Here is a 17503-nt window from a genome sequence, read left to right as displayed (position 1 = left end):
AGAAGTTCACAGCCGCCTCTTTGCGGCCCTTACGTTGACCCTAACCCTTTGCCCGGCGTCGTGCTGTAGAAGAAAAGACAAAGGATTTCTTATTTCGCTGGGCAGGTGCACAAACCAAAATGGCGATCGCGTGCCTCAACTCGGATTCAGGGGCGGATTCGAGCAAAAGTGCCCCGGACAGGAGGGCGGCGTCGCTCGCCGCGGGGTCGGAGGGCAGGAACGCCGACAACGGCGCCGAGGGGCCGTACCGCTCCCAGGCGGCCCGCAGCTGGCGCTCGGGCGAGCGCCCAACCGCGGAGGTCCTGACCTTGTTCAGGACCACTTGCGGCGCCGCCTGCGGGACGGCCGCCTGAAGCTCGGCGAGGCCGCGGACGAGCCTCGGCACCCCGATGGAGTCCGCCGCCCCGACGGCAAAGACCGTGTCGGCCAGCTCCAGGCTTCGCAGGGTCGCGGCGTTTCGGCGCGGCGCGCCACTGTCAAAGCCAAGCTCGTCATCGGCTTCGAGGCAGAAGCCGGTGTCCACCACAGTGACATCCGCAATCTCCCGGGCCCGCTCCAGCACCAGTGTGAGGGCCGCGGCGCGCAGTTCCGTCCAGCGGTCCGCCCGCGTAATCCCGGTGAGCACCCGCAGCGCGCCGGCCTTGGTCGGCACGGTCGTGGCGATCCTGAGCAGGGCCTCGGCGTCAAGCAAGCCCTGGTCTGCCAGCCGGCAGGCCTGGGCCAGCCCGGCGGCCTCGTCAAGCAGACCCAGGAGGGCGGCCACGCTGGCACCATAGCTGTCGGCGTCGACCAGCAGCACGGAATGGCCTTCCGCGGCCAGCTCCCCGGCGATGTTGGCGGCCACCAGGGTCCGGCCCGGCGCCCCGGCCGGACCCCAGACCGCAATGATCCGGCCCTTCGCGCCTGGGCTTGCGGTGACGGTTTGCGCCCCGGAAGACCGCGGCACCTGCCCTGCGGCGGCGACGGACGCGGCGCTGTCACCCGCGGTCGGCCCCGGCCCCGCTCCGGTGCCACTGAGCTGCGCCACCGCTGCGGAAATCCGCGCCGCCAGGGCCGCGGCGTCAACGGCCCGGGCTTCCGCTGCCACGCCAATGGTCCGCAGGCGGACAGTTTCCTCCGGATTGTCGGTCAAGGCGATGACGACGACGCCGACGGCGGACAGCCGGTCCACCAGCGAGGCCGTCAGCTCTTCGCTGCCGGCCGCTACGACGGCGGCGCGGGCCAACCCGCTCTGGCAGGCGGCCAGCAGTTCCGCCAGCTCGCTGCACCGACGGACAACGGACACGGGCCCGTGCAGCCGCTCCAGTCCGCCGACCAGGTCATCGCGGGAGTCCCCCACAGTCACCACAGGAATGCTCATCGCGAGGTACCGCCCGGGTTCCACACGACCGCGATCTTTGCTTTGTTGGCCTGGGCCCCCAGCAACTTGGGCATCTGGGCGTCGGGGACGAGCACCATGACCACCGTGGAACGGGAGGAGCCCAGGGCTGTGCTGCCCGGGGTGATCTGGGCAATTTCGGCGCCGGAGAGGAGCAGGGAGGGCTCGCTGAAGCCGTTGCGGGTATCCGGCAACGCCACCCAGACATCCACGCGCGAGCCCGCCACGGCCTGGGCGGGAAGGGTCTCCTCGACGGTGACGGAAACGGGCTTGCGGTCCAGCCCGTCGAGCTGCCCGACACTCTCACGCGGCAGCAGCTGGTCCTTGCCGATCCGCTGCACGGCCACAAGTCCGGCATCCAGGCCGGACTCCGGGGTCAGATATCGCTGTTCCACCTCGCCGAGCCGCACCTTGACCCGGTGCAGCTTGTCGGTTGTCAGCGTCTCACCGACGGCGATCGGCTCCCGCGCTGCGTACGCTTCCGTGGTCTGGTCCGCGGCACCGACCAGCGAGACCACGCCGACCACGGATGCCAGGACCAGCAGGATTCCGACGAGGAGCCGGGGGTCTTTCCAGGACGGCCTTTTCAAACGGGCCCCTTCGGCTGCCGCGCTTCCACTCATGCGTCCGCTCCCCCTGTCGTCGCCGTCCATTCCCGGATGCCGGGCACCCCCATTGTTGCGCCCGGGCCGCCCGGGTGGAAGATCCGGGGCCAAACAGGCACAAACTGTGGATAACGGCACCAGTAGGCCTCAACGGTGGCAAAATGGATTCATGCCCCGATTCCTGACTCTCGCTGACGTTGCCGAGCAGCTCCAGATCAACTCTCCGGCCGCCTACGCGCTCGTTCGCAGCGGCGAGCTGAAGGCAATCCAGGTGGGCGGACGCGGCCAGTGGCGCGTCGAGGAAAAGATGCTCGAGCAGTACATCCAGGAGCGCTATGCCGAGGCCAGCCGCATGATCGAAGAGGCCAAGGCGAAGTCCGCCGGAAGCTGAACCCGGCGGGCTGATTAGCCGCCCGCGGCAGCAACGGACCTGATGCCCGCGAGGGCGCCGAAGGGGATGGCAAGCACCTGCCGGGCGTTCGCCGGAGGCCGTTCCCGGCCGTCCCGTGTCACGGCCAGGTCCAGGAAGTCCCTGCCGACCGTATCAATGATGCCGTGGAGCCCCGCGTCTGCCCTCCCGTGACCGGCAAATATCGTCACCCGTGCACGGTTCCTGGCGAGTCCCCGGAGGGCGCTGCCCAAACCGAGCCGCCGGCGGACGATTGACGGTTCGGAGACCGCCACCCGCGAAAGACCCCCATAGTACGCGGCCGCGGCGTAGGGAATGAGTACCTGATGTTGGGGCTCATCAAGGACCAGGGCCTCGCTGCCCGCGTGGCTCAGCACTCCCTCGAACGCCCGCCCCGAGGACAAATGCACGCGGATACTGAGCCCGAGGGACCCGCGGAGCCGGTCCGCGAGCTGCACTCCCGCAGAGTCCACGAGTGCACGCTCGGCTATTTCAGCCTCTAATTCCAGCCGCTGGCGCGCGGCCAACTGTGCCTCCATGTCCTCAAACAACGCGTCCCACCGCATGGCGCCAGCGTAGGCGGCCCTCCCGCACTGGTCAATCCGAGGCCTCCCCTATCCACAGGCTCCGGCTGCGTCTAGACAAACCGAGCACAACAGGATCAGACTTCGTTAAACAGACTACAAAGTTATCAAATGACATCAAACACCATCAAACGATATTAATTTCGACTGGAGGAACAACCCATGGACCGGACAGCGACGCCGCAACCCGGGGACCGGCCCCTGCCCGTCCCCCTGCCGAGACAAACAGTTCGGGCCGACGCCGCCATGGCCGCCGCCATCCTGCTGCTCGGGATCTTCCTCGCAGCTACGGGAAGTTTCCTGATTCAGCGCTGGCAGTCCGGCTCGGCACACCGGCAGTCGCTGTCCTTCGAGGACCAGCTCGGGATCGTGGCAAATACGTCCGGGCTGATTGTCATCACCTGGTGGGTGTTGTCGCTCGCTTTCGCCGTCGCGGCGGCACTGCTGGACCGCCTCGGCAGGACCCGCGCGGCGGCCGCCACGGCCCGGTTCAGCCCGGCGTTCATGCGGCGGCTGGTGCTCGCCGCCGTCGGACTGCAGCTGCTGACGGCGCCGCTGGCCAGCGCGGCCACTGCGCCTGGCGGGTCCGGACCGGAAAGACCCGGTCCGGCAGCGGTATCGGCATCCTGGACTCCGTCACCCGGGGAGGCCTTGGCACCTGAGCCACAAGGGCCGGGAGCCGGTTCCGCGCTGGATCCGCGGTGGAAGCCGCTGAGCCCGATCGTGGATGCCGGGCCCCTGGCCGCACGCCATGTGCGCACACAGGACTTCCCCGGCGCCCGCAGGGAGGTCACGGTCCGGTCCGGCGATTCGCTGTGGAGCATCGCCGCGGCGGCGCTGGGGCCGTTGGCTTCCGACGCCGACATCGCCAGAGAGTGGCCCCGGCTCTATGCGGGCAACCGCGACGCTATCGGAGCCGACCCGCACTTCCTGCGGCCCGGACAGGTCCTGGTCCTCCCGCCGCCGCGCTAGGGGGCCGCCGCACCACACGCCGGGCCGCAACTCCGGCCCCACCCCGGCCCACCGAAGGCCACAGGACAAGCCGGTCGGAAGATTCGCCCGGTTCCAGCCACCCGCATCAGCCGCAAGCCACCCGCACCAGCCATCAGCAAAGGAACCGACATGAACGCAGTCACCGGGATCCGCTCAGCCGCGGCGACCCCCGTCCCGCACGCCCCCGCCCTCCGGGTTGTGTCCGGCACGGCAACACCACAGGCCAACCACGCCACTGCGGCCCCACCGCCGCTGCGCGTTGTTGACGAGGCCCGCGAGATTTGTGCGATTTCCCGGAGCACCGTGCAGGCGGCGATCGAAGTGCTGGCCGGGACGAGGCCCGCACAGCAGCTCTCCCGGCGCCTGGACCCGCGCTGCCTGGCGGCCCTGCAGCACCGAGCCGCATTGACCCGCCGGGTTGCCTCCGGCAGCTCGCCAACGGCAGGCAGGCTGCACCGCAACCCGTCCGTCAGGTCCGTCCGGGCCTGCCGCGTGTCAGATGACGTCTACGAGGCCAGCGCGGTGGTGGTCGAGGAATCACGGGTTCGCGCGGTCGCGCTGCGGCTGGAGCGCGGCACGGCGGCCTGGCGCGTCACCGTGCTGGAGATTGGCTGAACGGCACGGCCGCAGGCACAAAACAGGCAGAGAGTCCGCACAAAACAAGCAGGGAGTCCGCAGAAAACGAGCAGAAAGCCGGCAAAAGAGAAAAGAGAGGCAGAGAACCGGCAGAAGCCAGTAGCCGGCCGAAGGCAGGAACCTGCGGAACCGGGCCCGGTCTGCAAGGGAATGCCCGGCATGTAAGGGAAAGGAGGCGCAAACACGGGAGGACCGGAGCAAATGCTCCGGTCCTCCCGTGTTGGCTTCGTGCCTAGCGCCGCTTCTTCTTCGCAGCGCGGCGGCCGATGTCCTGCGCCGCGGCCTTGGCCGGGTTTCCCGAACGTCCGGAGACCTTCGCCTCGATCCGGGTCTGGGCGGCACCGTCCTCGCCAGGGGCGGTGTACTGCAGCTGCGCGGGTTTCTCCGGGGCTTCGAGCCCGGCAGCATGGATCTGCGGCTCGTGGTGTTCGGTGTGCTGGCCCTCGGCGTCCGCCACCACAACGTCTTCGGCCGGCGTCACTTCGACGTCGAGGTTGAACAGGAAGCCGACGCTCTCCTCGCGGATGGCCTCCATCATGGCTTGGAACATGATAAAGCCCTCGCGCTGGTACTCGACCAGAGGGTCACGCTGGGCCATGGCGCGCAGCCCGATGCCCTCCTTGAGGTAGTCCATCTCGTAGAGGTGTTCCTGCCACTTGCGCCCGATGACGGAAAGGACCACCCGGCGCTCGAGTTCGCGCATGCTCTCGGAGCCAATCGCCTGCTCCCTGGCCTGGTAGACCAGACGGGCATCGGAAAGGATCTCTTCCCGGAGGAACTCGGTCGTGATCCGGGACTTGCCGCCGGCCTCGTCAATGACGTCGCGCGGGGTGAAGCTCACGGGGTACAGGGTCTTGAGGTTGGACCACAGGAGGTTGAAGTCCCAGTCATCGCCGGTGCCCTCGGCTGTGGCTTCGTCGATGAAGGCGTTGATGGTGTCTTCCAGGAAGTACTGGACCTTCTCGTGGAGGTCATCGCCTTCGAGGATGCGGCGCCGGTCACCGTAGATCGCCTCGCGCTGGCGGTTCAGGACGTCGTCGTACTTCAGCACGTTCTTGCGCTGTTCGGCGTTGCGGCCTTCCACCTGGCCCTGGGCCGAGGCGATGGCACGCGAGACGAGCTTGGATTCGAGTGCGACGTCGTCGGGCACCGAGCTGTTCATGAGCCGCTCGGCCGCGCCGGAGTTGAACAGGCGCATCAGGTCATCGGTCAGGGAGAGGTAGAACCGGGACTCGCCGGGGTCGCCCTGGCGTCCGGAACGGCCGCGGAGCTGGTTGTCGATGCGGCGGGACTCGTGCCGTTCGGTGCCGAGCACGTAGAGTCCGCCCAGGTTCAGGACTTCCTCATGTTCGTCCTTGACGGACTGCTTGGCGGATTCGAACACCTCGGGCCACGCGGCCTCGTATTCCTCGGAGTTCTCCTCCGGGTCCAGGCCGCGCTTGGCCATTTCGGCGACGGCGGTGAATTCCGCGTTGCCGCCGAGCATGATGTCGGTACCGCGGCCCGCCATGTTGGTCGCGACCGTGACGGCGGCCTTGCGGCCGGCCTGGGCCACGATGGACGCTTCACGGGCATGGTTCTTGGCGTTCAAGACCTCGTGCCGGACGCCTTCCTTAGCGAGCAGCCGGGAGAGGTATTCGCTCTTCTCGACGCTGGTGGTGCCGACGAGGACAGGCTGGCCGTTTTCGTGGCGTTCGGCGATGTCCTTGACTACTGCGTCGAATTTGACGGTCTCGTTCTTGTAGACGAGGTCGGCCTGGTCGATCCGCGTCATGTCGCGGTTGGTCGGGATGGCGACGACGCCGAGCTTGTAGGTGCTCATGAACTCGGCGGCCTCGGTCTCGGCCGTGCCGGTCATGCCCGCGAGCTTGTCGTACATGCGGAAGTAGTTCTGCAGCGTCACGGTGGCGAGCGTCTGGTTCTCGGCCTTGATCTCGACGCCTTCCTTGGCTTCGATGGCCTGGTGCATGCCTTCGTTGTAGCGGCGGCCGGCGAGAATACGGCCGGTGTGCTCATCGACGATCAGCACCTCGCCGTCGAGGATGACGTAGTCCTTGTCGCGCTTGAACAGCTCCTTGGCCTTGATGGCGTTGTTCAGGAAGCCGATCAGTGGCGTGTTGGCGGACTCGTAGAGGTTGTGGATGCCGAGGTAGTCCTCGACCTTTTCAATGCCGGCCTCGAGGACACCGACGGTGCGCTTCTTCTCATCGACCTCGTAGTCGGTCTCGGCCTGCAGGCGTGTGACCACCTTGGCGAATTCGCTGTACCAGCGGTTGGTGTCCCCCTGGGCCGGACCGGAGATGATGAGCGGGGTGCGGGCCTCGTCGATGAGGATCGAGTCCACTTCGTCGACGATGGCGAAATGGTGGCCGCGCTGGACGAGTTCCGAGCTGTCCCACGCCATGTTGTCGCGCAGGTAGTCGAAGCCGAATTCATTGTTCGTTCCGTACGTGATGTCCGCGGCGTACTGTTCGCGGCGCAGCGCAGGGTCCTGGTTGGAGAGGATGCAGCCGCTGGTGAGGCCGAGGAAGCGGTAGACGCGGCCCATGAGGTCTGACTGGTATTCGGCGAGGTAGTCGTTCACGGTGACGACGTGGACGCCCTTGCCGGTGAGGGCGTTGAGGTAGGCCGGAGCGGTGGCCACCAGGGTCTTGCCTTCACCGGTCTTCATTTCCGCGATGTTGCCCAGGTGCAGGGCGGCGCCGCCCATGAGCTGGACATCGAAGTGGCGCATGCCGAGGGTACGGGACGAGGCCTCGCGCACGGCCGCGAACGCTTCGGGCAGCAGATCGTCGAGCTTCTCGCCGGCCTGGTGGCGTTCGCGCAGCCGGTCAGTTTCTTCACGGAGCTCGGCGTCCGTGAAGGTCTGGAAGGAGCTTTCCAGGGCATTGATGGAATCGGCATAGTTCCGCAGTTGCCGCAGGGTTTTTTTGTCACCCGTGCGGAGAAGTTTTTCGATAAGTGATGCCACGTGAAGTTGCTCCCAGTCTCAAGCTGCCGAATTCTGGCGTGTTTAGTCTACGGGAGAGACGCAAGGCCGGTGGCGCCTGTTCCCTCACAGCGGATAGTGCGGTTTACCGGGCAGCCACGGCTTCGGCGAGCGCCGGCGCAAGGTTCCCCATTGGCGAGACAACTACGTCGTCCAGTCCCAGCCACTCTGCCATGAGCTGCAGTTCCGCGGCGAGTTCGACGGCGGTGTCCTCCGGCGCGCCGGGTTCGGCATGGGCGGCCCTGGCCAGGAGCCGCCCACCGGCCCGGTCCGCTTTGAGGTCGACCCGTGCGACGATCTCGGCGCGGAGCAGGAACGGCAGGACGTAGTAGCCGTACTTCCGCTTCGGCTCGGGAGTGTAGATCTCGATCCGGTAGTGGAACCCGAAGAGCTCCTCGAGCCTCCGGCGTTCGAACACGAGGGAGTCGAAGGGGCTCAGGAGCGCCCGTCCGGTGGCCGAGCGCGGCAGTTTCGCCTCCACGTGGCGGTACAGGGGCCGGTCCCAGCCGGATACCGTGACCGGCTGCAGCCGGCCGCTGTCCACGAGGTTCCGGACGGCGACGGCGGCGTCCTTCTGCGGTGTCCGGAAATAGTCGGCGAAGCATCGCACCGTCCCGATACCGTGGGCCTGGGCCGCGGCGTCGATCAGCCGGTCCATGGCCGCGGCCGCATCCGGTTCGGGTGCCACCGCATCCTTGCCCGGTCCGGGGAGCACCCGGGCGGTGAGGGCGTAACGCCGTTCGAAGGACTCCGTCCGCGAGGATGCGGAGACAAGGCCTTCTTCGAAGAGATGTTCCAGCACCCTTTTGACGGCGTTCCAGTTCCAGCCCCAGTTGTCCCGCTGCTGGTCTTCCACATGGCCGAGCCGGGCTGTTAGTTCGGCGGCGGTCAGCGGCTTCCCGACGGCCAGGGTGTCCAGGACCTTGGCCGCCACCCCGTTGCGCAGTTCGGGGTCCATCGCGTGCGCGCCCACCCATTTGCGGCTCTGCCACTGCACGAGATCGTGGAAGTGGTCCGGGCGGATGAAGCAGGCTTCGTGGGCCCAGTACTCCATCATCCGGCGCGGGTGGGTCCCCGCCATGCGCGCCAGGATGGTGCGGTCGTAGTTGCCGAGCCGGGAGAAGAAGGGCAGGAAGTGGCTGCGGGACACCACATTGACGGAGTCGATCTGAACCAGGTGCAGCCGGGCAAAGGTGCGGCCCACCGCCCGTGCACTCACGGGTCCGGTGGGCCGTTCCTTCTCCAGTCCCTGGGCTGCCAACGCGATCCGCCGTGCCTGTGCCAGGCTCAGCGATGCTTGCACGTTAGTCCCTTCGTCGGAAAAGTCTGCACCAGCTTATGCGCTGGCGGGCTCATCCTCTGAACGGTAGGCCAGGATTTTGTCTTCCAGACTCGAATGTCCGGGCTCGCACGTCTGGTCCAGGGAGATGACCCCGTAGGTCCAGCCGTCACGGCGGTAGACGACCGACGGCGCCTTGGTCTCCTTGTCCACGAAAAGATAGAAGTCGTGACCCACAAGTTCCATGTTGTCGACGGCGTCATCGAGGGTGAGCTGGGACGCGGCGAACACCTTCCGGCGGATCAGTACAGGCGAGTCGCCGGCCGGAATATCGTTCTCGACCTCATACGGCGACTTCTCTGCCGCCGTCGCCTGGGTCTCCTGCTGCTGCGCCGCCTCCACATAGAGGGGTTCGCTGGGGCTGGCCGGCTCCAGGGCTGCCGTCGCCTCGGTGACGGACTTCGGGGTATGCCGGCCGTGGTGGACCTTTCTGCGGTCCCTGGCCCTGCGCAGGCGTTCAAGAAGCTTGTTGTAAGCGAGATCGAACGCGGCGAACTTGTCGGCGGCACTCGCTTCAGCGCGGATTACTGGGCCGCGTCCCAGGACTGTCAACTCAACCGTGAGCGATTCGGCGGTCTGGCGGGCTTTGGTCTCTTTGGTGACCTTCGCGTCTACCCTCTGGACCTTGTCTCCCAACGACGCGATCTTTGAGATCTTGTCGTCGGCATATTCGCGGAACCGGTCTGAGACCGTCAAGTTGCGTCCGCTGATCATGAACTCCATGGTGCCCTCCAAATGACTTCGGTGACACGACGGCGGTACTTCCCGGGGGCCGATCTGACTGACAGTCGAGCCCCTTTCCGAGCCGCTATCGACAGGTACATCTGTTCTTGGTACCCATCTTCGACGTTAGTTCATAGACACCTGTTATTCATCCTTTTACGGTTTATTTTTTTAGCTCCCACCGATCATCCGCGCCGCCGCGGGGATGGCGGCGCGGACATCGGTGGCGGCCGGCGGGCGTGTCGCGGCCAGCACAACGGCGCCGCTGACAATGGCCCCCGCGGCCCGGAGCGCACGGGCCGCCTCCGCCAGGGTGGCGCCGGTGGTCAGCACGTCATCGACGATGATGCAGGCACGTCCTTCGACCCGCGCAGGCCACGGACCGGACCTGGCCCGCATGGATCCGCGCACGCGCCGGGCGCGCTCACCCCGGCCCAGTCCCTTCTGTCCGCCGGACAGGGAGCCGGCCCCTGTGGGGCCGTCCCGCAACCGGCCCCACAGGGGCAAAGCCGGGGGTTTCGTGTTCCGCGCGGGCGGCACGGATTTCCGCAGCGCGTCCGCGACGGTGAACCCTGGGATTTCATCGCCGCGGACGAGCCGACGGAGCAGGACATGGACGGGGCTGAAGCCCCGCCTGCGGTAAGCGGCGGCGCTCGTGGGTACGGGGACGAGGACGAGTCCCTGCCCGGGCCCGGACGCGGCGTGGAGGGCGCGCGCCAGGCCCCGGGCCAGTTCGGCGCCCAGCCGGGCCTGCCCATGGCTTTTGAAGGACAGCAGGCACTGCGCCAGCTCGGCCCGGTATGCCCCGGCCGCTACCACGGGCAGCAGCACGGAGCCGTCCATGTCAATCAGGGCCGGAGCCTGGGCCTCTGCCCGGAACGGCCTGAGCGTCAATAGGCGCAGCTTACGGGAGCACGCGCCGCAGAGTGCCGAGTCCTCCGCCCCGCAGCAGACGCAGTCCACTGGAATGGCCAGGGCGAGCACCTCAGCCGCCGCTTCGGCTGTCCGGTCGCCCAGCCTCGCCAGCGGCCGCGCGTAGCTCCCGCGGTGTCTCGCCGCCCTGGCCGTGGCCGGGGCAAGGTCAGGGTCCGCTGCCGGGACCGGGGTGGTGTGGCTGCCCATCCTCCGATCCTGGACCGGGTGCGCCCCCGGTAGTAACCCGGCGTGCCGCTATGTGGACAACACCATGGCCGGAACCTTCGCGGAACCTTCACCGGACCCGGGTGACGGCGGCACCGCCGTCGTCCGAGGGGGCGGCGGTAAGCCCGGGAACGAGGGGGCGCCGGTCAGCCGTCGTCCGAGGGAGCGCCGGTCAGCCGGGGAACGAGGGGTCGATGGGGCCCTTGAGCTGCGGTGACCAGCCGTTGCCCAGCCGCTGGAAGATCCCTTCGGCGGATTGGCCGTAGATCTCGGCCGGTCCGTTGCCTGCGCTGAGGGCCGTCAGCCCGGGCCACGGCGCCAGCTGCTGCGGCTGCGCCGAGGTCAGCGACAACAGCTCGGGGGTGACGGCATCGCTGGCGGAGGCCTTCATGACCGCGACGGTGGTGTCATCCACCCAGACCCCTTGGTCCGGATCCTGGGGAGTCAGGAGGGTCAGGGGCACGGTCAGGTCCCTCGGGGTGCCGTCCGCGTTCCGGATGATCCCGGTGATCTGGACCTTGCTCTTGCCGTTCTGCTGCGAAATGACGAGGGCCCGCGTGCCGTCCCGGGAAATCCGGAACTCCTTCACCGTCCGGCCCGAGAGCCATCCCGGCGACAGGGTCACGGTGGGTACGCTGGCGGTCTCCGCCACACCGACCGGCCGGTAGGCCACCACCTCGGTGGCGCCGCCGGCACCCGGCCCGGCGGTCCAGACCCAGTCATAGCGGCCGAACGAAGGCCGGGACAGCGCGGCCCGCGTGGTCAGCGCCCGGGCGGGCTGGCCCGGAACGATCGAGTACAGCGTGGTGCGGGCGGCGTTGAGGAACGCGGCGGCCTGCGACTCGGTGGACTCCGCAGGCGCCCGGGGTGAGAGGGCTGCGACGGACCGGACGTCCGGGAGCGGTGAAATCCTGTTGTTTTCGTACCGGACCAGGTCATTGTTGCTGACGGCGATCTGGTAGGCGGGGACGCTTTCGTCCTGGACCGGAGGCAGGACCGTGCCGTTGTCCTCGACGCGCACCAGGTCCTGATTGGCCCGGAGCTCAACGTTGATCACATCCGGCTGGCTGCGGAACGTCAGGGCAAGCTGCGTCTGCATCCGCAGCCGGTCCTCGTTGGAGGCCTCGACCAGGTCCTTGGCGGTGAGATCCACCTGCGCGGCGCCGGATACCACGGGCACTGATTCGCGGGCCAGCTTGATGCCTGAAGGGAACGCGCTGACGACGGCGCCCTTGAGGTAGGGGGCGGGTCCGCCCAGGAGCGCGCTCGTCATGGCTTTGACGGTCTTCTTGCGGATGAACCACCGGACGTCGGGCACCGCGTAGGTGAACGTGGGGTCGTAGAAGTAGATCGGGAACGCGCCGTAAATGACCTTGAACGTTTCTTCCGGAATGGCCGTGCCGTCCGGAAGATCGGAGATTCGCCACTCGCCGTCCACCTGGGTCACGGTGACGGGTATGTTTTCGGTGGTGCCCTCGGGAAGCTGCGTGGCCACGCCGTCGGCGTCCACCGAATAGGCGAGGTCGAGCTGGTAGTTGAAGACATTTTCGACGCCGGTGGCCACCACCGTGGCCTTGCGGAACACGAGCGCCCGCTGGTCCGGCTTCCACGTCACCGACGAACCCTGGGTGAGGTACTGCCGGGCCACGGCGTAGTCGTCCTCGTAGCCGCTGCCGGCGAGGTAGAAGTCTTCGATCACCGCTTCGGGTCCGGCGCCGGGACGCGGCGCGGCCGGAAAGAAGACCGGGGCGTTGGGGTTTCCCGCACTCTCGTCCGTGCTCTTGCCTACCGGCCCCGAGCGCGGAATCTGGGCGCACGAGGTCAACAGAAGCAGGATGAGCGCCAGCAGCGCGGCCCCCACGCGGGTAAACCGGCCCGAAACCCCACTCATGCCCTGCCCTCCGTCCCGGTCCCCCGGGGGCCGGCCGAGCCGCCGTCCGGGATAGCCCCGCCGGCGGCACCGCTGCCGCCGTCGTCAGAAAAGTCGTCATCGAAGCCGTCTGAGAATCCGTCTGCGGAACCCTCAACACCGGTCCCGCGGCCCGCGGTCCGGAGCGGGTCCAGCAACACCACGGTGCGCTGGCGGCCTGCCTCGGGGAGCCCGACGTTGACCGGTTCGAGCTGGAGCGGGGACCTGGTGATCGGCTCGTCGCGGCGCAGGGGAAGGGTCAGGCGGAAGTTCGACCCTTGTCCCTTGCTCCCCCAGGCCTGCAGCCAGCCGTCGTGGAGCTTGGTGTCCTCGGCGGCAATGGACAGTCCCAGCCCGCTGCCGCCCGTGGTGCGGGCCCGGGCCGGATCGGCGCGCCAGAAGCGGTCGAAGACGCGCGCCGCCTCAGCCGGGGTCATACCGATTCCGTGATCCCGTACGGCCACGGCCACGGCGGTGCCGCTGGCGGCCACGGAAACGTTGACCGGTCGGCCCTCGCCGTGTTCGAGGGCGTTCAGGATCAGGTTGCGCAGGATCCGGTCGATCCTGCGGTCGTCCATGTCGACAATGACGCTGCCGGCCGGGGCGTTGAGGGTGACGGCGGACCCGTATTCGGCCGCGACGGGCGCCACCCCCTCGATGACATGCGCGACAAGCTGGACGATGTCGGTGGGCTCGGCGTCCAGGGTGGCGGCACCGGCGTCAAAGCGGGAGATTTCCAGCAGGTCCGCCAGGAGCGACTGGAAGCGTTCCACCTGGTTGTAGAGCAGCTCCGCGGAGCGCTTGTTGATGGGGTCGAAGTCCTCGCGGGCGTCATAAAGGACTTCGGCGGCCATGCGCACCGTGGTGAGCGGGGTGCGGAGCTCGTGGGAGACATCGGAGACGAACCGCTGCTGCATCTGGGACAGCGTGGCCAGCTGGGTGATTTGTTCCTGGAGGCTTGCGGCCATGTGGTTGAACGAGGCGCCCAGGCGGGCAACCTCGTCCTCGCCTTTGACCACCATGCGCTCCTGCAGCTGGCCGGCGGCGAGCTTCTCGGAGACGACGGCGGCATGGCTGACCGGGCTGACCACGTTGCGGGTCACATACCAGGCGACGCCGCCGATCATGAGCACCAGCAGCGCGCCGCCGGCCAGCAGGACATTCTGGATCTCGTCGAGGGTCTTCTGCGCCGTGTTGAGGTCGTAGATGAGGTAGAGCTCATAGACGGTGCCGTTGAAGGTCACCTTGTTGCCGACGGCGATGCCGGGCCGGTCTTCGGTCCCTACCGGGAACTGGGTGGACGCCCAGTACTGGTCCTTGCCCGACTCCTGCACAGCCTTGCGCAGGTCCGGGGGGATGACGCCGATGGTGAGTTGGTCCGAGGCCCGGGATTCAACCCAACGGTTGCGGGGCTTGGTCTGCTCCGGCATGGCCTCGAAGACGTAGCGCCGCTGGATCACGGATCCGCGGCCTTCGACCGCGTTCAGGGTGTCATAGACCAGGGTGATGACGCTCGACTGGTCGGTGACCTGGGCACCGTCGAACGTGTCCTGGACCTGCTTGACGTTGTACCGCGTCTCCGATTCGGCCTGGGCGAGCCGCTCCTGGAACAGGTTGTTGGCGATCTGGTTGGACAGGTAGGCGCCCACCACCGCGAACGAGCCCATGGCAAGCATCAGCGTGGTCAGGACCGTCCGGAACTGCAGCGAACGCCGCCACTTCCGCTGTACAGCCCGGAGCAGGTACAGGATGCCGGGCCACAGGCGCTGCATCCCCGTGCGGACCAGCCGCGCGACCCGGACGCCAACGATCCTCGCGCGTTTGGCCCACAAGCGGGTCCGGAAGGCCAGACGCCGCCACGGGCCCGGCCCGCCGCGGGGCGTTTCGGGCGCGCGGGGCACGGACGTCTCTGGCGATGACGCCGCAGATGACTCGGCCGGCGCCGCGGATAACTCGGCCGATGACGCCACGGACGACTCAGCCGGCGACGCGGCTGACTCGGCCGATGGTGCGGCTGACTCGGCCGGCGCCGCCGTATCCGTTGCTATGGACTGCCGGACACTGCGGTCCGCAGGCTCAGGAACCTGCTTTATAGCCGACACCACGGACCGTCAATACAACTTCGGGGGCTTCCGGGTCGCGTTCGATCTTGGACCTCAACCGCTGGACATGGACATTGACCAGCCGGGTGTCGGCGGCGTGCCGGTAGCCCCAGACCTGCTCCAGGAGCAGTTCGCGCGTGAACACCTGCCACGGCTTGCGGGCCAGGGCGACGAGGAGGTCGAATTCCAGCGGCGTCAAGGAGATCCGGTCGTTGCCGCGGCTGACCAGGTGGCCGGCCACGTCGATCGTGACATCGGCGATCCGCAGGGTTTCCGGTGCCTTTTGGTCACCCGGGCGGAGCCTGGCCCGGACCCGGGCGACGAGCTCGGCGGGTTTGAACGGCTTGGGCACATAGTCATCGGCACCGGACTCGAGGCCGCGGACCACATCCGAAGTATCCGCCTTGGCCGTGAGCATCACGATCGGGACGTCGGACTCGGCACGGACCTGGCGGCAGACCTCAATGCCGTCCATCCCCGGAAGCATGAGGTCGAGCAGGACGAGGTCGGGCTTGGAGGAGCGGAACACGTCCAGCGCCTGTGCGCCGTCCGCGCAGAAGACGGGTTCGAAGCCGTCATTGCGCAGCACAATACCGATCATCTCGGCCAGAGCCTCGTCATCATCCACTACCAGAATGCGTGCCTTCATAGTTATATATTCCCCCATTGAATTGGCTTTGTCGTATCGGGCGGCCCACCGGCATGGTGGAACCGGGCCTGCCACCGCCGCCGGAACCGGCCCGGAACCGGCCCGGAACCGCGCCGATGCATGGGACGCTGTGACAATTGCCGCGTTGTCCTGCATGCTGTGGACAGGCCCAGTGAACCGGCCCGGACCGCAGGAGGAACCCGTGAACACCCCGATCTACCAGCGAGCCCTGGGCAGCGACTTTGCCCGACTGCAGCCGGAGCTTCAAGAATACTTTGCTTTGGCACCGGGATCCGGCCACTACGGCGTCGGCGAGGGGGTGTTCGACGTCGTCGGCTGCCGGCAGGCCTGGCTGCGTCCCCTGCTGCGGCTCACCACCGGCGAGCAGGCCTTCTTCCCCGAGTACGGCGAGGGCGTCCGCTTCCGGATCGAGAACCACGCCCACCTGGACCCGTTCGGCAGGTCCAGCCTGACGGCCCGCCGGGAAATCTTCTTCCCGGGCACCACCCGGCTGTTCCAGGACACGACCAGCTTTGATGACGGCGGGCCTGATAACGGCGGGCGTGGGCCCGGGCTCGTGGATTACGTGGGCCGGCACCGGCGGCTCGTCACCGACCTCAATCTCAGCGTCACGCCGGAGGGCCGGCTGCGCGGCGTGTCCGAGGCGTCGCGGCTGTTCCTGGGACCGCTCCGGGTTCCGCTGCCGGCGGCCCTCGACGCCAAGGCCTACGCCGAGCAGTGGTGGGAGCCGCAGCACGGCGGCAGGCACCGGATCCAGGTCAAGGTGATCCAGCCCCAGCTTGGTCTGGTGCTGGTCTACGCCGGCCATTTCGACTACCGGCTCGAGCCCTACCCCGGCGGTATTGCGGCGCCGGGCTACCTGCCAGGGCACGCCCGACCGGACGCCTGGGAAAGCAGGGTCTGACCGGGGCCCGCAGGGGCACAGCGGGGGCACCGCGGGCCCGGTTGCGCCCCGGCCGCCGGCGGCCGAAGGTGCCGCGCTAGCCGAGGGCGAGCTGGTTGAGCCCGTCCGCCACCTGGGTCAGCCGGGTCAGGACCGCCGCCGCAGTCGCGGGTGAGTGCCGCGCCAGGCCCTCCGACGGCGTGACCCGGAGCGCCCCCAGCGTGGACGCGGGCAGACCCAGCTGCCGCCAGGGGCGCCAGACGTTTTCCACGACGTCGCGGACCCTTGGCAGCGACGCGGCAGGATCAGCCACGTCCAGCGCGCCGGCCCAGAGCCGCTTGCCGGCCTCCACCGCGCCGGCGAGTTGTTCCCACTGGCGCGAGGTCAGGGCCCGAAGCGGCACGGCGATTCCATCCGCGCCTGCCGCCAGGATCCGCTCGAACGGCGCCTCGACCTCGGAGACGGCCACAACGGTCTCGACGGCGCCCGCGGCCCGGAGGGCGTCGATCACCAATTGCCAGGACTCGGTCACTTCCCGGCCTGGCACCGAACGCAGGGTCCGGTAACCGCTGGCGGTGGGAATGGTGCCGGCCAGCACCGACGCGATCTCAGGTTCATCGATCTGGACGACGATCCGGGCACCGGGGGCAGCCGCCGCCACCCGCTTGAGGTAGCCTTCCACGCCCGCTGCGAGCGAATCCGCGATGTCCCTGCGGGCACCATAGTCGATCAGGGCCCGCTCGCCGTTGTGCAGGTGCAGCCCGGCGGCAAGGCTGAGCGGCCCGCGCAGCTGGATCTTGATATCGTCCGACGGTGCTTCCTCGACGCCGATCACGTCCGCCAGGATGTTGATGTCGGTGGACAGGGCCGATTTGGCCCGCTGCAGGTCCTTGCCGGGCCGGTCCACGAACCGCCATCCATGCGGCTGGACGTCGACAGCTAGTTCCACGAGCAAAGAGGCGGTCCGGCCCAGGGAATCGGAGCCGACGCCGCGATCGGGAAGCTCGGCGAGGAACGGCAGGTGCGGGCTGCCCAGTTCACCGCGGATGATCCGGGCGGCCTCGGCCGGGTCCTCGCCCGGCCAGGGGCCCAGGGCGGTCGCGGTCACCTGGCCCGGTGCGGGCGCGTCTGGTGCTGCCATGG

The 17503-nt window shown here is 68.2% G+C and carries 15 protein-coding genes; 4 read left to right on the top strand and 11 right to left on the bottom strand.

The genetic code is table 11. The features are described from left to right. Positions 1–40: 40 nt before the first annotated feature. The gene (locus AC1D0A_RS17665) at positions 41–1360 is read right to left on the bottom strand and encodes a CpaE/TadZ family protein (protein ID WP_476946409.1); all 1320 of its coding nucleotides are present in this window, start codon (positions 1358–1360) and stop codon (positions 41–43) included. Continuing rightward, a complete protein-coding gene (locus tag AC1D0A_RS17660; RefSeq protein WP_243181198.1) occupies positions 1357–2001 on the bottom strand; it encodes a CpaB family protein in 645 nt (214 codons plus the stop codon). The genes AC1D0A_RS17665 and AC1D0A_RS17660 overlap by 4 nt, the downstream gene beginning before the upstream one ends. 151 nt (positions 2002–2152) lie before the next feature. Between AC1D0A_RS17660 and AC1D0A_RS17655 the strand changes: the two genes are divergently transcribed. After that, a complete protein-coding gene (locus AC1D0A_RS17655; RefSeq protein ID WP_018775212.1) occupies positions 2153–2374 on the top strand; it encodes a helix-turn-helix domain-containing protein in 222 nt (73 codons plus the stop codon). Positions 2375–2388: 14 nt separating this feature from the next. Here the strand turns inward: AC1D0A_RS17655 and AC1D0A_RS17650 are convergent, their stop codons facing one another. Continuing rightward, entirely contained in the window at positions 2389–2958 is a 570-nt protein-coding gene (locus AC1D0A_RS17650) for a hypothetical protein (RefSeq protein WP_476943751.1), read from the bottom strand. Between the two features lie 180 nt (positions 2959–3138). Here AC1D0A_RS17650 and AC1D0A_RS17645 point away from each other — a divergent pair, with 180 nt between their 5' ends. Beyond that, positions 3139–3948: a LysM peptidoglycan-binding domain-containing protein gene (locus AC1D0A_RS17645; RefSeq protein ID WP_476946408.1), complete on the top strand. Its 810-nt coding sequence runs from the start codon at positions 3139–3141 to the stop codon at positions 3946–3948. A 150-nt stretch (positions 3949–4098) separates the two neighbouring features. After that, positions 4099–4584 carry an Rv3235 family protein gene (locus AC1D0A_RS17640; RefSeq protein WP_243181195.1) on the top strand — a complete coding sequence of 162 codons (486 nt, stop codon included), beginning with the start codon at positions 4099–4101 and terminating at the stop codon, positions 4582–4584. A gap of 253 nt (positions 4585–4837) precedes the next feature. On the opposite strand, the gene secA is transcribed toward AC1D0A_RS17640, so the two are convergent. From secA to mtrA, 7 genes are all read right to left on the bottom strand, one after another. Next, positions 4838–7576 (bottom strand): preprotein translocase subunit SecA, encoded by a 2739-nt coding sequence (secA, locus tag AC1D0A_RS17635; protein WP_028276005.1) that lies wholly within the window; start codon positions 7574–7576, stop codon positions 4838–4840. A gap of 103 nt (positions 7577–7679) precedes the next feature. Then, entirely contained in the window at positions 7680–8897 is a 1218-nt protein-coding gene (locus AC1D0A_RS17630) for a winged helix-turn-helix domain-containing protein (protein WP_476946407.1), read from the bottom strand. Positions 8898–8930: 33 nt separating this feature from the next. Continuing rightward, complete coding sequence (gene hpf / locus AC1D0A_RS17625; protein ID WP_028276003.1) at positions 8931–9656, bottom strand: ribosome hibernation-promoting factor, HPF/YfiA family; 726 nt, start codon at positions 9654–9656, stop codon at positions 8931–8933. 171 nt (positions 9657–9827) lie between these two features. Further along, on the bottom strand, positions 9828–10778 hold the full coding sequence (locus tag AC1D0A_RS17620; protein ID WP_476946406.1) for a ComF family protein: 951 nt from the start codon (positions 10776–10778) through the stop codon (positions 9828–9830). A gap of 190 nt (positions 10779–10968) precedes the next feature. Then, positions 10969–12687 (bottom strand): LpqB family beta-propeller domain-containing protein, encoded by a 1719-nt coding sequence (locus AC1D0A_RS17615; protein WP_243181192.1) that lies wholly within the window; start codon positions 12685–12687, stop codon positions 10969–10971. Continuing rightward, positions 12684–14477 (bottom strand): MtrAB system histidine kinase MtrB, encoded by a 1794-nt coding sequence (gene mtrB, locus AC1D0A_RS17610; protein WP_439954137.1) that lies wholly within the window; start codon positions 14475–14477, stop codon positions 12684–12686. Before mtrB ends, AC1D0A_RS17615 begins: the two co-directional genes overlap by 4 nt. A gap of 304 nt (positions 14478–14781) precedes the next feature. After that, positions 14782–15456, bottom strand: a complete 675-nt coding sequence (mtrA, locus tag AC1D0A_RS17605) for an MtrAB system response regulator MtrA (RefSeq protein ID WP_026538469.1) — start codon at positions 15454–15456, stop codon at positions 14782–14784. Positions 15457–15658: 202 nt separating this feature from the next. Between mtrA and AC1D0A_RS17600 the strand changes: the two genes are divergently transcribed. Continuing rightward, the gene (locus AC1D0A_RS17600; RefSeq protein ID WP_243181190.1) at positions 15659–16381 is read left to right on the top strand and encodes a DUF4166 domain-containing protein; all 723 of its coding nucleotides are present in this window, start codon (positions 15659–15661) and stop codon (positions 16379–16381) included. A gap of 76 nt (positions 16382–16457) precedes the next feature. On the opposite strand, the gene AC1D0A_RS17595 is transcribed toward AC1D0A_RS17600, so the two are convergent. Next, entirely contained in the window at positions 16458–17501 is a 1044-nt protein-coding gene (locus tag AC1D0A_RS17595; RefSeq protein ID WP_476946405.1) for a uroporphyrinogen decarboxylase/cobalamine-independent methonine synthase family protein, read from the bottom strand. Between the last annotated feature and the right edge of the window lie 2 nt (positions 17502–17503).

It is taken from the genome of Arthrobacter sp. P1_D4 (genome assembly GCF_056406115.1).
The sequence above is the reverse complement of the archived record's forward strand: the minus strand, read 5'-3'. Positions and strand labels throughout refer to the sequence as shown.